At 71.7% G+C, this 15488-nt stretch carries 13 protein-coding genes and 1 pseudogene; 8 read left to right on the plus strand and 6 right to left on the minus strand.

The window, feature by feature from the left end:
* On the minus strand, positions 1-1297 hold a 1297-nt coding region (locus AOK15_RS06495), incomplete at its 3' end, for a carboxylesterase/lipase family protein (RefSeq protein ID WP_055513711.1).
* Between the two features lie 357 nt (positions 1298-1654).
* On the opposite strand from AOK15_RS06495, the gene AOK15_RS06500 reads away from it, so the two are divergent.
* Positions 1655-2668 (plus strand): hydroxyacid dehydrogenase, encoded by a 1014-nt coding sequence (locus AOK15_RS06500; RefSeq protein WP_205632084.1) that lies wholly within the window; start codon positions 1655-1657, stop codon positions 2666-2668.
* 75 nt (positions 2669-2743) lie between these two features.
* Here AOK15_RS06500 and AOK15_RS06505 read toward each other — a convergent pair whose 3' ends face one another.
* A complete protein-coding gene (locus AOK15_RS06505) occupies positions 2744-3268 on the minus strand; it encodes a hypothetical protein (protein ID WP_240508325.1) in 525 nt (174 codons plus the stop codon).
* 170 nt (positions 3269-3438) lie between these two features.
* On the opposite strand from AOK15_RS06505, the gene AOK15_RS06510 reads away from it, so the two are divergent.
* From AOK15_RS06510 to AOK15_RS06525, 5 genes are all read left to right on the plus strand, one after another.
* Positions 3439-4035, plus strand: a complete 597-nt coding sequence (locus AOK15_RS06510; protein ID WP_055513715.1) for a hypothetical protein — start codon at positions 3439-3441, stop codon at positions 4033-4035.
* A gap of 165 nt (positions 4036-4200) precedes the next feature.
* Entirely contained in the window at positions 4201-4443 is a 243-nt protein-coding gene (locus AOK15_RS48735; protein ID WP_079058333.1) for an Arc family DNA-binding protein, read from the plus strand.
* Positions 4440-6485, plus strand: a complete 2046-nt coding sequence (locus AOK15_RS06515; RefSeq protein WP_055513717.1) for an NAD(+) synthase — start codon at positions 4440-4442, stop codon at positions 6483-6485. Before AOK15_RS48735 ends, AOK15_RS06515 begins: the two co-directional genes overlap by 4 nt.
* A 316-nt stretch (positions 6486-6801) precedes the next feature.
* Positions 6802-7842 carry a LacI family DNA-binding transcriptional regulator gene (locus tag AOK15_RS06520; protein WP_055513719.1) on the plus strand — a complete coding sequence of 347 codons (1041 nt, stop codon included), beginning with the start codon at positions 6802-6804 and terminating at the stop codon, positions 7840-7842.
* A 189-nt stretch (positions 7843-8031) separates the two neighbouring features.
* Positions 8032-10281: a hypothetical protein gene (locus AOK15_RS06525; RefSeq protein WP_055513721.1), complete on the plus strand. Its 2250-nt coding sequence runs from the start codon at positions 8032-8034 to the stop codon at positions 10279-10281.
* Between the two features lie 200 nt (positions 10282-10481).
* On the opposite strand, the gene AOK15_RS06530 is transcribed toward AOK15_RS06525, so the two are convergent.
* Complete coding sequence (locus AOK15_RS06530; RefSeq protein WP_055513723.1) at positions 10482-11156, minus strand: hypothetical protein; 675 nt, start codon at positions 11154-11156, stop codon at positions 10482-10484.
* Positions 11157-11326: 170 nt separating this feature from the next.
* On the opposite strand from AOK15_RS06530, the gene AOK15_RS06535 reads away from it, so the two are divergent.
* Positions 11327-11725 (plus strand): VOC family protein, encoded by a 399-nt coding sequence (locus tag AOK15_RS06535; protein ID WP_079058334.1) that lies wholly within the window; start codon positions 11327-11329, stop codon positions 11723-11725.
* A 106-nt stretch (positions 11726-11831) separates the two neighbouring features.
* On the opposite strand, the gene AOK15_RS06540 is transcribed toward AOK15_RS06535, so the two are convergent.
* From AOK15_RS06540 to AOK15_RS06545, 3 genes and pseudogenes are all read right to left on the minus strand, one after another.
* The gene (locus AOK15_RS06540; protein WP_055513727.1) at positions 11832-12527 is read right to left on the minus strand and encodes a DUF6597 domain-containing transcriptional factor; all 696 of its coding nucleotides are present in this window, start codon (positions 12525-12527) and stop codon (positions 11832-11834) included.
* A 159-nt stretch (positions 12528-12686) separates the two neighbouring features.
* Positions 12687-12900 (minus strand): annotated as a pseudogene (locus AOK15_RS48740) (cupin domain-containing protein); the annotation flags it as partial.
* Between the two features lie 75 nt (positions 12901-12975).
* Positions 12976-14100: a YihY/virulence factor BrkB family protein gene (locus tag AOK15_RS06545; protein ID WP_185093512.1), complete on the minus strand. Its 1125-nt coding sequence runs from the start codon at positions 14098-14100 to the stop codon at positions 12976-12978.
* Between the two features lie 553 nt (positions 14101-14653).
* Here AOK15_RS06545 and AOK15_RS06550 point away from each other — a divergent pair.
* A partial coding sequence (locus AOK15_RS06550) for an acyl carrier protein (RefSeq protein WP_240508326.1) occupies positions 14654-15488 on the plus strand: 835 nt, incomplete at its 3' end.

The following is a 15488-nucleotide window of genomic DNA, read 5'->3' on the forward strand; positions in this document are numbered from 1 at the left end:
GTTTCGCGGAGGCGGCGGTGTCACCGGTGTCGAAGACGAAGCCGAGCTCAAGGGCGTGGCAGGCGCCGAGGTCGGGGAGGTTCGACGGCCAGGCGAACTCGTAGACATGGGTCGGCGCGTGGGCGGGGCGGGCGTCCGCCACGCGGTGCAGGGGGACGCGGAGGAGGTGGTCGGTGACGAGCCGGCCGGCCAGGTCGGCGGGGCTGAGGGCGGGGTGGAGTTCGCGGTAGCGGCGGGGGACCTCGGGGCCGCAGTGGCAGCGGGCGCGGGCACCGGCCAGGGCGACCGTGCCGAGGCGGTCGAGGCGTTCGTGGAGGCCGCCGGGGACCAGCCAGAGGCGGTGCTCGTCGCGGGTCCACCCCAGGAGGAGGCCGACATCGTGGGCGGCACCGTCCTCGACGAGGGCCTTCAGCGGGTCACGCGGCACCAGTTCGCCGTCGACGACGATGCCGAAGGCGGGGCCGCCCAGGACCGGGCTGCTGAGACGGCCGACCTCCGCCTGGGCCTCGGCGAGCAGGGAACGGTCCACGTCGGCGAAGGCCGCGGCCGTGGCCGGCACCTTCAGACGGGCGGCCATACGGCGCACCATACGGCGCACCTTGTCCCGGTCCAAGGCCTCGGGCGGCCCGCTCTGCAGCACGGCCCTGCGGAACAGATTCCGTGCGCGGGGGGCCACGAGCAGGGCGCCGATGCTGATGGCTCCGGCCGACTGGCCGAAGACGGTCACCCGGTCGGGGTCGCCGCCGAACGCCGTGATCGAGTCCCGCACCCACTCCAGCGCGGCGAGTTGGTCGCGCAGTCCGGCGTTGGGCGGGGTGTCCGGGAAGAGGCCGTATCCCTCGACGCCGAGGCGGTAGTTGAGGGAGACGAGGACCACGCCGTCGCGGGCGAAGGCGCTGCCGTCGTACACCGAGATCATGGACGAGCCCCTGGTCAGGGCGCCGCCGTGGATCCACACCATGACGGGGAGCCGGGCCCCGGGACCCGGCTCCGGCGTCCACACGTTGAGGTTGAGGCAGTCGTCGCCCGCGACGACGGGGTCGGACAGATAGCGGGCGAATGCCTCCGAGTAGGCCGGTTTCGGCGGGGTCGGCCCGAAGGCGCCCGCGTCGCGGACGCCGTCCCAGGGCTGGGGCGGCACGGGCGGGCGGAACCGGCGGGGGCCGAAGGGCGGGGCCGCGTACGGGATGCCGCGGAAGACCGCGATGCCGTCCTCGTACCCCTCCCCGTAGGCGTACCTGCCCCGGACGTCTCCGTACGGTGTGCGGACCACGGGATCCGGCCGGTCTGCCGTCATACGCTCACCAGCTCCTCACACCCGCTCGCTCGTGAACCGCCGTTCACATCAGAGCACCACATCCCCACGCGGTATTCCGGTCCTGCGGGATCCTTGACGGCTGTCTGGCGTACGGGAGGGCGTCGCGGCCGAGGTGGTCACAGCCGCTGCTGCCTCGGGTAACCGATTTCAGGAATCGGTGCGATCACGTGGTCCTCCAGAACCTGGCCCTTACAGCGGCGAGGACTCTTCACTGCTCGTTCCACACATCGGCCGGACGATTGACCGTCTCCGGCCCTCGATCTACGGTAGAAGACGTTTTCTGAACCGAAGTCCCTTCCTTCTTCCCTCGCCCCCGGTCTCGCCCCCAGGAGAGTCATGCCCAGCGCCCAGTCGCCGCGAGCCGTGTTCGCCATGGACCCGGTGCATCTGCCTCTGCTCTTCCCGCCGCCGCTCATGGACCGGTTGCGGCAGGCGGCCGAGATCGACCCCGGACTCGTCGTGCGGGACTTCACCGATCCGGCCGTGACCCCGGTGCTGGCCGAGGCGGAGGTGCTCATCACCGGCTGGGGCTGCCCGCATCTCGACGCGGGCGTCCTCGCGGCGGCGCCCCGGCTGCGGACCGTCCTGCACGCGGCCGGCTCGGTCCGGGCGCTGGTCGGTGAAGCCCTGTGGCAGCGGGGGATCCGGGTCTCCAGCGCGGTGGCCGCCAACGCTCTGCCGGTCGCCGAGTACACCCTCGCGATGATCCTGCTGGCCGGCAAGGACGCCTTCGGCCGGCGGGAACGCTACCGCCGGACGCACTCCCACCCCACCCCCGCCGAGACCGCGGCCCTCGGCAACGTCGGCCGCCGGGTCGGGGTCATCGGCGCCTCCCGCGTCGGCCGCCGGCTGCTGGAACTGCTCCGGCCGTTCGACTTCGCCGTCTCGCTGTACGACCCGTATGTCGACCCGGCCGGGGCCGCGGCGCTGGGCGCCGAGCCGGTCGGGCTGGAGGAGCTGCTGCGCACCAGCGACATCGTCAGTCTGCACGCCCCCGACATCCCCGAGACGTATCGCATGCTCGACCGTGCCGGGCTGGCCCTGATCCGGGACGGCGGCTGGCTGATCAACACCTCGCGCGGAGCCCTGGTCGACCCGGACGCCCTCACCGACGAGCTGCTCTCCGGCCGCCTGAACGCGGTCCTCGACGTGACCGAACCCGAACCGCTGCCGGCCGGCGACCCCCTGTACGACCTCCCGAACGTCTTCCTCACCCCGCACATCGCGGGCTCCCTCGGCAACGAACTGGAACGGCTCGGCCGCACCGTCGTCGAGGAACTGGAACACCTGGCCGCGGGCCGCCCACCGGCCCACGAGGTACGGCGGACGGATCTGGCCCGGGTCGCCTGAGCACGGCGGCGTCGCGCAGGCGCGCGTCGGCCGTCCGACCGTGGCCTTATCCTCCCCCCACGCGGGTGTTGGCTCTCACTCTTCGTGCGACACACCGAGGTCACGGCGCATCGCGGTTCTCATGGCACGGAGCGTCTCCCAGACCTCGTACTGGGCCCGGGCGGCGGTCTCCATCGTCTCGCCCGGTTCGGGAGCACCGCGTTCGAGGCGCTTGACCTGGCCGTAGACCTTGTTCAGGGCCTGGTTGACGGCATTCGCCCGCTGGAGCACTTCTTCGGGGGCGATCATCTGCGCCTCGGAGTACCGGTCGCGGTGCGCGGCCTTCGCCTCTTCGAGCGCGTCGATCTCGGCCTGCTCCACGCCACGTTCTCCCAGGACGTGCAGGTGACGGTTGAGAGCGGTGGTGAACTGGCGCGCGTCCCGGTTGAGTTCCGCGTAGCAGGTGCGCCGCAGCGAACGGTTCTCGCGGGCCTCCTCGTGCTCCCGGACGAGCTCCATCTCCAGGCGCTTGGCTCGTTCGGTGCCGCGCTGGGTGAGGAGCGCCCCTCCCAGCGTTCCCGCGACGCCTGCCACAGCGATGATCACTGAGCTGAGATCCACCGACGCACCCCCTGGGATTCCTCGGCCGCGTGCCCGCTGCACATGGCCCGGCCCGCCAAGTCTGCCGTCCGTCCTGGACGTTCCGGCCATGTGCCGGGGCTCATCAACCGACAGGCGCCCACGAGGCGGCTCGTGAGAGGGTGCGGTTCGGTCCGGAGACAGGGGGAAATGTGGGGCTCACCTACAGCTACGACATCTATCTGCGTCCTCGGAGTGTCGCCACGTTGTTGACCGCGATGGCCGAGCGGGCGCCAACGGCCCGTGCCGGACGGTCGGTCGAGGTCACCCTGCCCGGCGGTGAGAGGCTCGTCCTCCCGTTCACGTCCGCCTTCGAAAGCGATCCGGTCGACTGCTCCACGAGCGGCACGCTCGACCTCGACACGTCCCTCCTCTTCGACCTCGACGACGCACTCCGTGAGTACGCGCTGACGGGCGGCCCTCGACCCGGCGCGGACGGGCGCATCCAGATCGGGTACATCTACGCGACCATCCGGTTCGCGTCCCGGCTGCACCCTGACTACGCGTCGGTGGAGTGCTGCGCGGCGACGTCGGACATGAGCCGCCTGTTCGCGCGGTCGGCCAGCGTCAGGAAGCTGTTCACCGACCTCACCGCCGACGCCGGAGGAGTGTGCTGCCTGTTCGACACCGGCGACGGGGCCCCCGAGCAAGTCTGCTGGCTCGGCGAACCCACCCGGGACACGTTCCCCGGCCCCCGTTTCCCTGACCGCCGAGCACTTGTGACGGCCTGGTCCGACCCCGAGAGATGAGCGTCGGCGCGCTCCCTCCGAGGCGGAGCCCCACCCGGCAGTCCCGCCGGGACCACCAGCCCTGCCGGGACCACCAGCCCTGCCGGGTCCTCCCGGCCCGCCGAGTGCGCCCCCGCCGGCATCCCCGGAACGCCGTCGCGATGCCACCGTGGCATCATTCCAGCCATGGATCCTGAGAAGCGGATCTCTCTCCGCCTGCCCGCTGACCTCCACGAACGTCTTGTGGAGCGAGCCCGGACCGATCGGCGGTCCCTCAACTCGGAGATCATCCATCTGCTTGAGGTCGCCATCGGCCCGGCGGCGAAGACGCCCGATCGCCTCGACGGCGTTCCGGCTCCCCACCCTGCTCCGCAGGAGCGCACGTCCTCCCCGGCCGAGCGCCGGGGTGTCCACGGAGGAAACCGGTGAACTTCTGGTCGCTCTACAGCCACGGCTTCGCGCGGGTCGCCGCCTGCACCGGTCACGCGGCGATCGCCGACCCGCCCGCCAACGCGGAGGCGGTCCTGCGGCAGGCCCGCCGCTGCGCGGAGGACGGCGTCGCCGTCGCCGTCTTCCCCGAACTGTGCCTGTCGGGCTACTCGATCGAGGACCTGCTGCTCCAGGACGCGCTGCTCGACGATGTCGAGGCGGCGCTGCGGACGGTGGTCGCCGGGTCGGCGGACCTGCTGCCGGTGCTCGTCCTCGGCGCCCCGCTGCGGCACCGGCACCGGATCTACAACTGCGCGGTGGTCGTGCACCGCGGGCGGATCCTCGGCATCGCGCCCAAGTCGTACCTGCCGAACTACCGCGAGTTCTACGAGAAGCGCCAGATCGCCGCGGGCGACGACGAGCGCGGCGGGACGATCCGGGTCGCCGGCGCGGAGGTGCCGTTCGGCCCCGACCTGCTGTTCGCGGCGGAGGACGTCCCCGGCCTGGTGGTGCACGCCGAGGTGTGCGAGGACATGTGGGTGCCGGTGCCGCCGAGCGCGGAGGCCGCGCTGGCCGGCGCGACCGTCCTGGTCAACCTGTCGGGCAGCCCCATCACGGTCGGCCGGGCCGAGGACCGGCGACTGCTGTGCCGTTCGGCGTCGGCCCGCTGTCTCGCCGCGTACGTGTACGCGGCGGCCGGGCAGGGCGAGTCGACCACCGACCTGTCCTGGGACGGCCAGACCATGATCTACGAGAGCGGCACCCTGCTGGCCGAGACCGACCGGTTCCCCGCGGGCGACCAGCACGCCGTGGCCGACGTCGACCTCGACCAGCTGCGGCAGTCCCGGTACCGGATGGGCACGTTCGACGACAACCGCCGGGCGCTGTCCGGGCGCACCGGCGCGTTCCGCGAGGTGGTGTTCCGGCTCGACCCGCCGACCACCGACCTCGGGCTGCGGCGCCGGGTCGAGCGGTTCCCGTTCGTGCCGTCGGACCCCGCCCGGCTCGCCCAGGACTGCTACGAGGCCTACAACATCCAGGTCGCGGGCCTCCAGCAGCGTATGGCCTCGATCGGCGGCCCCAAGATCGTGATCGGGGTGTCGGGCGGCCTGGACTCCACGCACGCGCTGATCGTCGCCGCGCGGGCGATGGACCGGGCGGGCCGCCCGCGCAGCGACATCCTGGCCTTCACGCTGCCCGGTTTCGCGACCGGCGAGCACACCAAGGGCAACGCGCACAAGCTGATGCGTTCCCTCGGGGTCACCGCGGCCGAGCTCGACATCACGCCCACGGCCCGGCTGATGCTGAAGGAGATGGGCCACCCGTTCTCGTCGGGCGAGCCGGTGTACGACATCACCTTCGAGAACGTGCAGGCCGGGCTGCGCACCGACTATCTGTTCCGGCTGGCCAACCAGCGCGGCGGCATCGTCCTCGGCACGGGCGACCTGTCGGAGCTGGCCCTCGGCTGGTGCACATACGGCGTCGGCGACCAGATGAGCCACTACAACGTCAACTCCGGTGTGCCGAAGACGCTGATCCAGCATCTGATCCGCTGGGTCATCAGCAGCGGCCAGTTCGACGAGGACACCAACGAGACGCTGGCGGCGATCCTGGACACGGAGATCAGCCCGGAGCTGGTGCCCGGCGAGGAACTCCAGTCCACGGAGTCCAAGATCGGCCCGTACGCGCTGCACGACTTCACGCTGTTCCATGTGCTGCGCTACGGCTACCGGCCGTCGAAGATCGGGTTTCTGGCCTGGCACGCCTGGCGCGACGCGGGGGCGGGCGCCTGGCCCCCCGGGTTCCCCGAGGGCGAGCGGGTGGCGTACGACCTGCCGGAGATCTGGCACTGGCTGGAGTACTTCTGCCGGCGTTTCTTCGCGTTCGCCCAGTTCAAGCGCTCGGCCATGCCGAACGGGCCGAAGGTCCTGGCCGGCGGCTCCCTGTCGCCGCGCGGCGACTGGCGGGCCCCGTCGGACAGTTCGGCCGCCGCATGGCTGCGTGACCTGGCCCGCTGGGACCTGCCGGAAGCCAAGGAGTAAGCGGCCGAAGACCGGCACCCACGCGTACGCCCCGTCGGCCCTCGCGCGTAACCGGTACCGCGGCCCGCGCGGGGGCGGACGGGCCCCGTTCGCTCAGCGCTGTCACCTCACCGGGCCGTCGCGGGCCGTGATCCCGCGGCGGCCTTCGCGCTGCCCCGGACGTCTCCGCGCGACGGCCGGCGGACCGGAGGCCCGGCAGGGTGGCCCTCTGATTCCCTCTCCTTCCCGCCGTGTTGAGTTGGCCTTACGGTAGAGAGCGCTTGCTACTCGAATAGTTCACCGGCCCTCGGGACGGGGCCTGAGAGGTGGAGTCGCGATGGTGCGTGGCGGGAGCGCGACGGCCGGGCCGACGCTGGCGGTGGTGGCGCGCGAGGCCGGGGTGTCCGTGCCGACGGCCTCGAAAGTGGTCAACGGCCGGGAGGACGTGGCCCCCGAGACCAGGCGCCGGGTCACCGAGGCGCTGGACCGGCTCGGCTATGTCCGCAGACCCAGGTTCGAGGCGTCGAAGCCGCCGCGCATGGTCGACCTGGTGGTGCACTCGCTGGAGAGTTCCTGGTCGGGGGCGGTGCTGCACGGCGTGGAACAGGCGGCGCACGACGCGGGCCTCGAAGTGGTGGTCTCGGCGGGCCTCAGCCGGACCCGGGGCGCGCGCCCGGAGCGCGGCTGGTTCGACAAGCTGATCGCCCGGGGCTCGGCGGGGGTCCTGTTCAACCTGGCCGAGCTGTCCCCCGCCCAATACGCCTGGCTCGGCCAGCATCGCGTTCCGTTCGTCCTGATCGACCCGGTGCTCGAACCCCCGCCGGGCGTGGTGTCGGTTGGCGCCGCCAACTGGCAGGGCGGGATGACCGCCACCGAGCATCTGCTGGCCCTCGGGCACGAGCGGGTCGCCGTGATCGCCGGGTACCGGCGCAAGATGTGCAGCAGCGCGCGCGTGGCGGGCTACCGCTCGGCGCTCATGGCCGCGGGCGTCCCGTACCGGCCGGAGTACGTCCGCTACGGCAACTTCATGGAGACCACCGCGCACCACCGCATGCTGCAACTGCTGGACCTGCCCGAACCGCCGACCGCGGTGTTCGTCTGCTCGGACAGGATGGCGCTCGGGGCCTACCAGGCGCTGGCCGAGCGGGGGTTGCGGATCCCGGACGACATCAGCGTGGTGGGGTTCGACGATCTGCCGGAGGCCCGCTGGGCGACCCCGGCCCTGACCACCGTGCGCCAGCCGCTGTCCGAGATGGCCTCGACGGCACTGCGGCTGCTCGCCGGGATGATGGAGGGCGACCGACCGGAGGGCACACGCACGGAGTTGTCGACGCGGCTGGTGGAACGGGCGAGCACGGGGGCGCCGCGCTCGGCCTGACCGGCGGGTGGGATGGTGTCGGAGTTCACGTGGAGGGGTTGCGGACGGCCTGAGCGCGGGTGAACGGTGGGCGTCGTCGCACCGTACGCATAGTGATGGGCGTACGGGTACGAAGGCGGTCCCGCTCCTCGGCTCACTCCGTCCACCAGCACAGAGCTCCAGCATGTTCCACAGGGAAGGACCTTCGGGTTGTCGCACACACGCTCTTCGCAGCTTCCGGGCCCGGCACCCGCACCGGACGACGACACCGCCCCCGAGAACACCGCCGAGGCCGCAGAGCCGAAACCGAAGCCCGAGGAAGGGTCCGCGCCCGCGTCGGACACGGAGTCCGCGCCGAACGCCGAGTCGGAGGCCGGGCCGACGACCGAGGTCGACCCGAGCACCGAGGCGAAGGGGAAGGCGAAGGCGGGGCCTGAGGCCGAAGCCGAGTCCGAGGCCTGCGCCGATTCGAAGGCGGAGGCCAAGGCCGAGGCCGAGCCGGAAGGCGAGACGGCAACCGAATCCGCGACCGGGGCGAAGACCGAGGCAAAGACCGAGGCGAAGACCGAGCCTGTAGCCGAGCCGGAGCTGAAGGCCGAGCCTGTGCCCGAGGCAGAGCCGGAGCTGAAGGCCGAGCCCGGACCGGATGCCGGAACCGGACCTGACGCGAAGCCCGGACCGGATGCCGGAACCGGACCTGACGCGAAGCCGGAAGCGGATGCGAAGCCCGAACCGGAGTCGCAGGCCGCGGTGGAGCCGAAGGGCGAGATGGCGGCCGGCGCCGAAGGGGCTGTCGGCGGCCAGGGCTGGCGGGTGCGGCACCCGCGGCGGGCGCGTGTGCTCGACTGGGTCGGGACCGGGCTGGCCATCGCGTTCGTCATGTTCGCGTTGCTCGTGCCGAACGACATGACGAAGTTCGAGGTGGGCCGGCTGCTGCGGATCCCCGCGGAGGGCATCCTCGGCGCGGCGCTGCTACTGGTGCTGCCGCCGAAGGCGCGGCGCACGGCCGTGGTGGTCATCGGCGCGGTGCTCGGCCTGCTGATGATCGTCAAGGTGCTGGACATGGGGTCGTACTGGACCCTCGACCGGCCGTTCGACCTGGTGCTGGACTGGCCCCTGCTGGACAACGCCCGGTCGTTCATGAAGGACTCGCTCGGCAACACGGCGGCGCAGGCCGCGACGGTCGGCGTGATCGCGCTGGTGCTCGCCCTGCCGTTCCTGACGACGTTCGCCGTCCGGCGGATCAGCCGGCTGATGGAACGCGACCGGCACACCGCGAGCCGTACGCTCCTCGTCCTCGGCACCGTCTGGATCACCTGCTCCACGCTGACCCTGGAGGTCGCCGACGTACCGCTGGCCTCGCACAGCGCGGCCACGCTCGTGGAGAACCGCATCGAGTCGGTGCGCGACGGGCTGAAGGACGGCGAGGCGTTCGAGAAGCAGGCCGCCGTCGACGCCTTCGCCGACGTGCCGCCGGACCAGTTGCTGACGGGGCTGCGCGGCAAGGACGTGCTGATCACGTTCATCGAGAGCTACGGCCGCTCCGCGATCGACAACCCGCAGATGGGTGAGCCGCTGAGTGAGACGCTCGCGCAGAAGACACAGGAGCTGAAGGACGCCGGGTACGCGTCGCGCAGCGGCTGGCTGCGCTCCCCCATCACGGGCGCCGGAAGCTGGCTCGGCCACTCCACGTTCCTGTCCGGGCTGTGGATCAAGAACCAGTCGCGCTACAACCACCTCGTCGCGGGCGACCGGCTCACCCTCACCGAAGCGTTCCGCCGCACCGGCGCCTGGCGCACGGTCGGGATCGTGCCGGGCACCCAGAAGGCGTGGCCCGAGGGCAAGTTCTTCGGTCTCGACCACATCTACGACTCGGACCAGCTGGGGTACCAGGGGCCGAAGTTCAGCTGGTCGACCATGCCCGACCAGTACACCCTGAAGGCGTTCCGGGAGCTGGAGTACGGCAAGGAGGGCCGCAAGCCGATGATGGCGGAGATCATCCTGACCTCCAGCCACAACCCGTGGGCGCCCATCCCGCGGACCATCCCGGAGGAGGAGATCGGCGACGGATCGGTCTACCACGGCCTGCAGAAGGCCGAGGGCAAGGACCCCAAGGACGTCTGGAAGGACCCCCTCGACGTCCGTGACGAGTACCGCAAGACCATCCAGTACTCGGTGAGCAGCATCGTCGACTTCGTCGCCAAGTACGGCTCGAAGGACACGGTCCTGATCTTCCTCGGCGACCACCAGCCCAACAAGACGGTCACCGGCGACAATCCGAGCCATGACGTGCCGGTGTCGGTCGTCGCGCAGGACCCGAAGGTGCTGGAGAAGATCGACGACTGGGGCTGGGCGGACGGTCTCAAGCCGGCCTCGGACACCCCGGTCTGGCGCATGGACAAGTTCCGCGACCAGTTCATGACGGCGTTCGGCCCGCAGCCGGGCGGTACACCGCAGTAGCACGCGCGTTCGGTCCGTGAGCCCGGTCGTCCCGGCGATGCCTCCCCTGAGGCCCGCCGGGAAGGCCGGGTCCTCGTCTGTCTCCACGGTGCGACCGAGGGCGGGGCGGGGCGGCGGCTGCCTGCCGCTTCGCGCTCCCGTCGGGGAGCCTGACGCCTCGCGCTCCCGCCGGGGAGCCTGACGCCTCGCGCTCCCGTCGGTCAGCCTGACGCGCCGACCTCGTTGTCGGGTGCTCCGTCGCCCACCGGGGGCAGGTCGCCGCGTTCGACGGGCGTCCCGTCGCGTGGGGGCGGCGTCGTCCCCGTGTGGGGCGCCGCGTGGTGCGGGGGCGGGAGGAGGCAGGCCAGCTCGGCGTCGTCGGGGCGGTGGGCGGCGCGGGCAGCGGCCCGCAGGACGTCACGGTCGACGGCGGCCGTGACCGCGCTGATCCGGACGACGTGGTCCCCGCGCTGGAGGGCGTACTCGTGCTGCCCCGCCGACGTGCGGTACCAGGCGTCACCGTCGCGCACACAGTCGACGGCCGTGCCGGTGCCCTGTCCGAGGGGCTGCTCGGGGCAGTTCTCGGTGGTCATCGCGCCGCGGTCGACGAGGAGCAGGAGCTGGGCGCTGTTCCGCCGGGACCAGTAGGCGGCGGAGAAACCGTCGTCGCCGTACACGCCGACCGACTGCCGGGCCAGTTCGAACCCGGGGGACTCGGTGACGTAGACAAGCCCCGGAGCGAGACCGAGCGCCTCGACGCGGGCGTGGAGTTGAGCCCGGTCGGGGGTCGGCGCGAGGGGTTCGCGGGGCACCGCAACGACCTTCTCGCTCCCGCAGCCCGTGAGCAGCAGCGGCAGCAACGCCAGGGGCAGCAGAGTGCGCGCGGTACGGAACATGTCCCCCATCCTGCCGCACAGTTGTTTCACAGCAAGGGCAAAGAGTCCGTTGTCCGAAAGCGCTTGCCCCACCACGTTTCGCGATCAGTCGTCACGGGCCCCCGGCAGGCCCTCGCCCCGTGTCCGTTTCCTTCAAGACCGGTCGTGCGCGGCACGCCTACGGTGGCCGTATGACTCCACGACTCGACGCGATCGGGATGGTGGCTTCGGACATGGCCGCCTCCGTCACCTTCTACCGCCGTCTCGGCTTCGACTTCCCCGAGGGCTCCGAGGAGCAGCCGCACGCCGAGGCCGCGCTGCCCGGCGGGCTCCGGCTGATGCTCGACACCGAGGCGACCGTGCGGTCCTTCCACCCCGAGTGGCGGCGGGGCAGGGGCGGCGGCGCCGGCCTGGCCCTGCTGTGCGACAGTCCCGCCGAGGTCGACGCGGTGTACGAGGAGTTGGTCGCCGCCGGTCACCAGGGCGAGCTCAAGCCGTGGGACGCGGTGTGGGGCCAGCGGTACGCCGTCGTCCTGGACCCGGACGGCAACGGCGTCGACCTCTTCGCGCCACTGCCGTCGGCCGGGTAGCGGGCGCGACGGGCGCGTTCCCGGCCGGCGAACGGCGACCGGGGCGGGCAGCGAACGGCGACCGTCGTGGCCGGTGACCGGCATGGGCGCGACCCGCGCGGGACCGTCACCGTCCGCCGAGCAGCTCGCCGAGCGGCAGTCCCGCCAACTCCCTGACGTCCCGCGCCAGATGGGCCTGATCGGCGTACCCGGTGCGGGCCGCGGTCTCGGCGTACGGCACCCCGGCGCGGGCCAGCGTGAGCGCCCGCTGAAGCCGCAGTACGCGGGCCAGCGTCTTGGGTCCGTATCCGAACGCGGCGAGGGAGCGGCGGTGCAACTGCCTTGCGCCGAGGCCGAGTTCGTCGGCGGTGGCCGACACCGGCCGTCCGGCCTCCAGGGCGGCGACCACCCGCCGCAGCAGCGGATCGGGCCGCTCGCTCCCGGCGGCCCGTTCCAGGACCACCTCTTCGAGGCCGTTCGCGGGATCGCGGGCCGCGTTCACCCGCGCGGTGAGCCCCCGGACGAGCGGGGTCGGCCACAGGTCGTCCAACGCCACACGCCGGTCGCGCAGTTCATGCGCGGGCACGCCCAGGAAAGCGGGCGCGGCACCCGGCCGGAACCGGACCCCGGCCCAGCCGCCGGTGGCGCCTTCGACGGTGTACGCGCGGGTGTCGGGTCCGGCGACGAGCAGCCGTCCGTCGTTCCAGAGGAGATCCATGCAGCCGTCGGGGAGGACCCGCCCCGGACCGGGATCGTCCGGGCCTCCGGCGCTGTTCGTCCAGACGACGGCCCCGCTCAGCCGAGAGGCCCGTTCCGCGTACACGGGAAAAGCGTACGTCGGTGACCGGCCGCGGTCCGCCCGCCCCCGCCCCGGGTGTTCTGCGGGCTCACCCGTGGACCCGCTTGAAAGCGCTCGACAGGGAGAACGCGCTCCCATGGCCGACCCTCCGGACGATCGCCTCCAGGGCGTCGTCGGTGTCCGGAGCCGCACGCGCTCACCGTCGCCGCCGGTGCCGGGGTCGGTGCCAGGGTCGGGGTCGGTACCGGGAACGATCCAGGCGTCTCCGCAGACCATGGGCATGATCGTGAGCGGGGCGCGGTCCGCCACCCGGACGCACCAGGGCGGGTCGGAACACGCACGGATCATGAAGGCGCCACGGGCTCGGGCCCTCCAGCAGACCGGTGAGTGCGTCCATGCACGGCAGCGCGGCCGCGTGGACGCGCGCGCAGGGGAACGAGCCACAGCGGCCGGACCCCCTGCTCGTCCGCCCCTACTCGTCGCCCTTCTTCACGGGTGACCGCAGACGCGAGGTGACGTCCTCCGGGGGCAGGAAGCGGGACCAGCGCTCCGGGAACTCGGAGGGCATGTCGGGGTCCTCGGGGTCGTGGGAGCGGGCGGCGGCCGCGCGGGCGACGTACTCGGCGGCCTGTTCCTCGCGCAGGCGCTCGTTGGCGGCGCGGGCCGCGGCGGTGGCGGCGGCCGGCCAGACCCGGTCGATGGCGGCGTTGACGGCCGCGCCGACCAGGACCGCGAAGGCGCTCACACCGATCCACAGCAGGACGGCTACGGCGGCCGCGAGGGATCCGTAGATCGTGGCCCCCTCGATCGTGGCGGCGAGGTAGATGCGCAGCAGGAAGCTGCCGAGGACCCACATGCCGAGTGCGACGAGGGAGCCGGGCACGTCCTCCACCCATGGGGAGCGCACGGGCACCGACACGTGGTACAGCGTCGTGAGGAAGACGATCCCCAGGACGATCACGACGGGCCAGTACAGGACCTGGACGACGGTGGTCGACCACGGCACGATCCGGACCACCGCGTCGGGGCCCGCGACCATCAGCGGCAGCGCGACGGAACCGATGAGCAGGGCCACGATGAACAGCAGGAACGCCATCAGGCGGGTCTTGACGATGCCGCGGACGCCGTCGAGGCCGTACATGACGGTGATGGTGTCTATGAAGACGTTCACCGCGCGGGAGCCGGACCACAGGGCGATCAGGAAGCCTATGGAGATGACGTCGGGGCGGCCGCCCTTCATCACGTCGTCCAGGATGGGCTGGGCGATCTCCCTGACGCCCTTGTCCGACAGGACGGTGCGGGAGGCCTCCAGCAGGTTGAGCTCCAGGCTGGCGATGGTGTCGGCGCCGGTCCAGTCGTCGACGTAGCCGAGGAGGCCGATCATGCTCAGCAGCAGCGGCGGCACGGAGAGCAGGGTGAAGAACGCCGCCTCCGCGGCGAGACCGAGGATGCGGTACTCGATGCAGGAGTTGACGGTGTCCTTCAGGAGCAGCCAGGCGGTCCTGCGCTTGGAGACGTTCCGGTAGAGGGCACGCGCGCGATGGAGACGCCCGTGCGGGCTCTCGGGTCGGGGGGGTGACTGACTTGCTGGCTGCACGCCCTAAAGGTATCCGTCCGGGCGTGCCGACCTCACCTCCCGGTGCCGCGGGCCGCGGCCGGTTCCGCGTGGGCCGCTCGTTTCCCTCCGGCCCCGTCACGGGGCAGATGCCGAAGGGAAACACAGCGGAAACCAAAGGTGATTCCGTATCTCGTTTTCTGTCATGGACGTGCTGGCCGAATTATTGAGGCGACGGAAGTGGAACGCCGGATCGTTTTTGTACCCGCTTTTCGGAAAGTTCCCCGCTGAAGCCCGTGGCCGATCGAGGTCCGGCAGGTCGGAGGAGATCGGAGAAGGGGCGGGAAAGCGTCAATCACCCGGCCTCCCTTGACCTGTTCGGTAATGTGCCGAAAGAATCCGAATTGCATTCCGCTGGGCCGGCCCGGATCAGGTCGCGGCACAGCACTGTCCGGGGGATTCTCCAGGCTTCGACCAGCCTGTTCCATTCCGCCACTCCCGTCACCGCATTCCGTCCCCTTTCTCATCGTCATTCCGCGCGCCGTCCGTTCACCCCTGGGCGCCCTTCCTCGCAATACCTGTCGCGGAGAATTCAATGACATTGCCAGTACCACGACACGTGGTGGAAGAACCGGACGCGGTCGAGGCGGCCGAACCGGACGCGGCGGAAAGTCACACCGCCGTCGAGCGACTTCTGGCCGATGTTCTGGCCGACGTCACCCATATCGAACATGTGCCCGTAGATGCTCACTTCTTCGACGATCTCGGTGCCAACTCACTGACGATGGCTCATTTCTGCGCCCGGGTCAGGAAGCATCCGCAGCTGCCCCCGGTGTCCATACGGGACGTCTACGGCCACCCCACCGTCCGCTCCCTCGCGGCCGCGCTGGCCGAGGCCCCCGCGCCGCCCGCCGCCGCTCCCGTGCCGCCTCCCGAGGCGACCGCGCCGGGCAGCACACCCCGGTACGTGCTGTGCGGGGCACTCCAGCTGCTCGTCTTCGCCGGGTACTGCCTGGCTGCCGCCCTCGGCTCCGCCCAGGGGTACGCGTGGGTGGCGGACGGCTCCGGACCCGTCGAGGTGTATCTGCGGTCGGCGGTGTTCGGCGGGCTCGGCCTCGTCGCCCTGTGCCTGCTGCCGGTGGTCGCGAAGTGGCTGCTGATCGGGCGGTGGAAACCGGCGGAGTTCCCCGTGTGGGGCCCGGCCTACCTGCGCTTCTGGATCGTCAAGGCGCTGCTGCACACCAGCCCGACGGCCCTGCTCGTGGGCAACCCGCTGTACGTGCTGTACCTGCGGGCCCTGGGCGCCCGGATCGGCCCCGGTGTGACGATCCTCAGCCGTACCGTCCCGGTCTGCACCGATCTGCTCACCATCGGCGCGGGCACCGTGATCCGCAAGGAGTGCCACTTCCTGGGCTACCGGGCCCGCGCCG

The sequence above is a fragment of the Streptomyces ossamyceticus genome (genome assembly GCF_001418475.1).
Taxonomy (GTDB): domain Bacteria; phylum Actinomycetota; class Actinomycetes; order Streptomycetales; family Streptomycetaceae; genus Streptomyces; species Streptomyces ossamyceticus.

Coding starts and splice junctions, on each gene's coding strand:
- AOK15_RS06500 (WP_205632084.1), top strand. CDS start 1,655: ATGCCCAGCGCCCAGTCGCCGCGAGCCGTGTTCGCCATGGACCCGGTG.
- AOK15_RS48735 (WP_079058333.1), top strand. CDS start 4,201: ATGGATCCTGAGAAGCGGATCTCTCTCCGCCTGCCCGCTGACCTCCAC.
- AOK15_RS06520 (WP_055513719.1), top strand. CDS start 6,802: ATGGTGCGTGGCGGGAGCGCGACGGCCGGGCCGACGCTGGCGGTGGTG.
- AOK15_RS06530 (WP_055513723.1), bottom strand. CDS start 11,156: ATGTTCCGTACCGCGCGCACTCTGCTGCCCCTGGCGTTGCTGCCGCTG.
- AOK15_RS06535 (WP_079058334.1), top strand. CDS start 11,327: ATGACTCCACGACTCGACGCGATCGGGATGGTGGCTTCGGACATGGCC.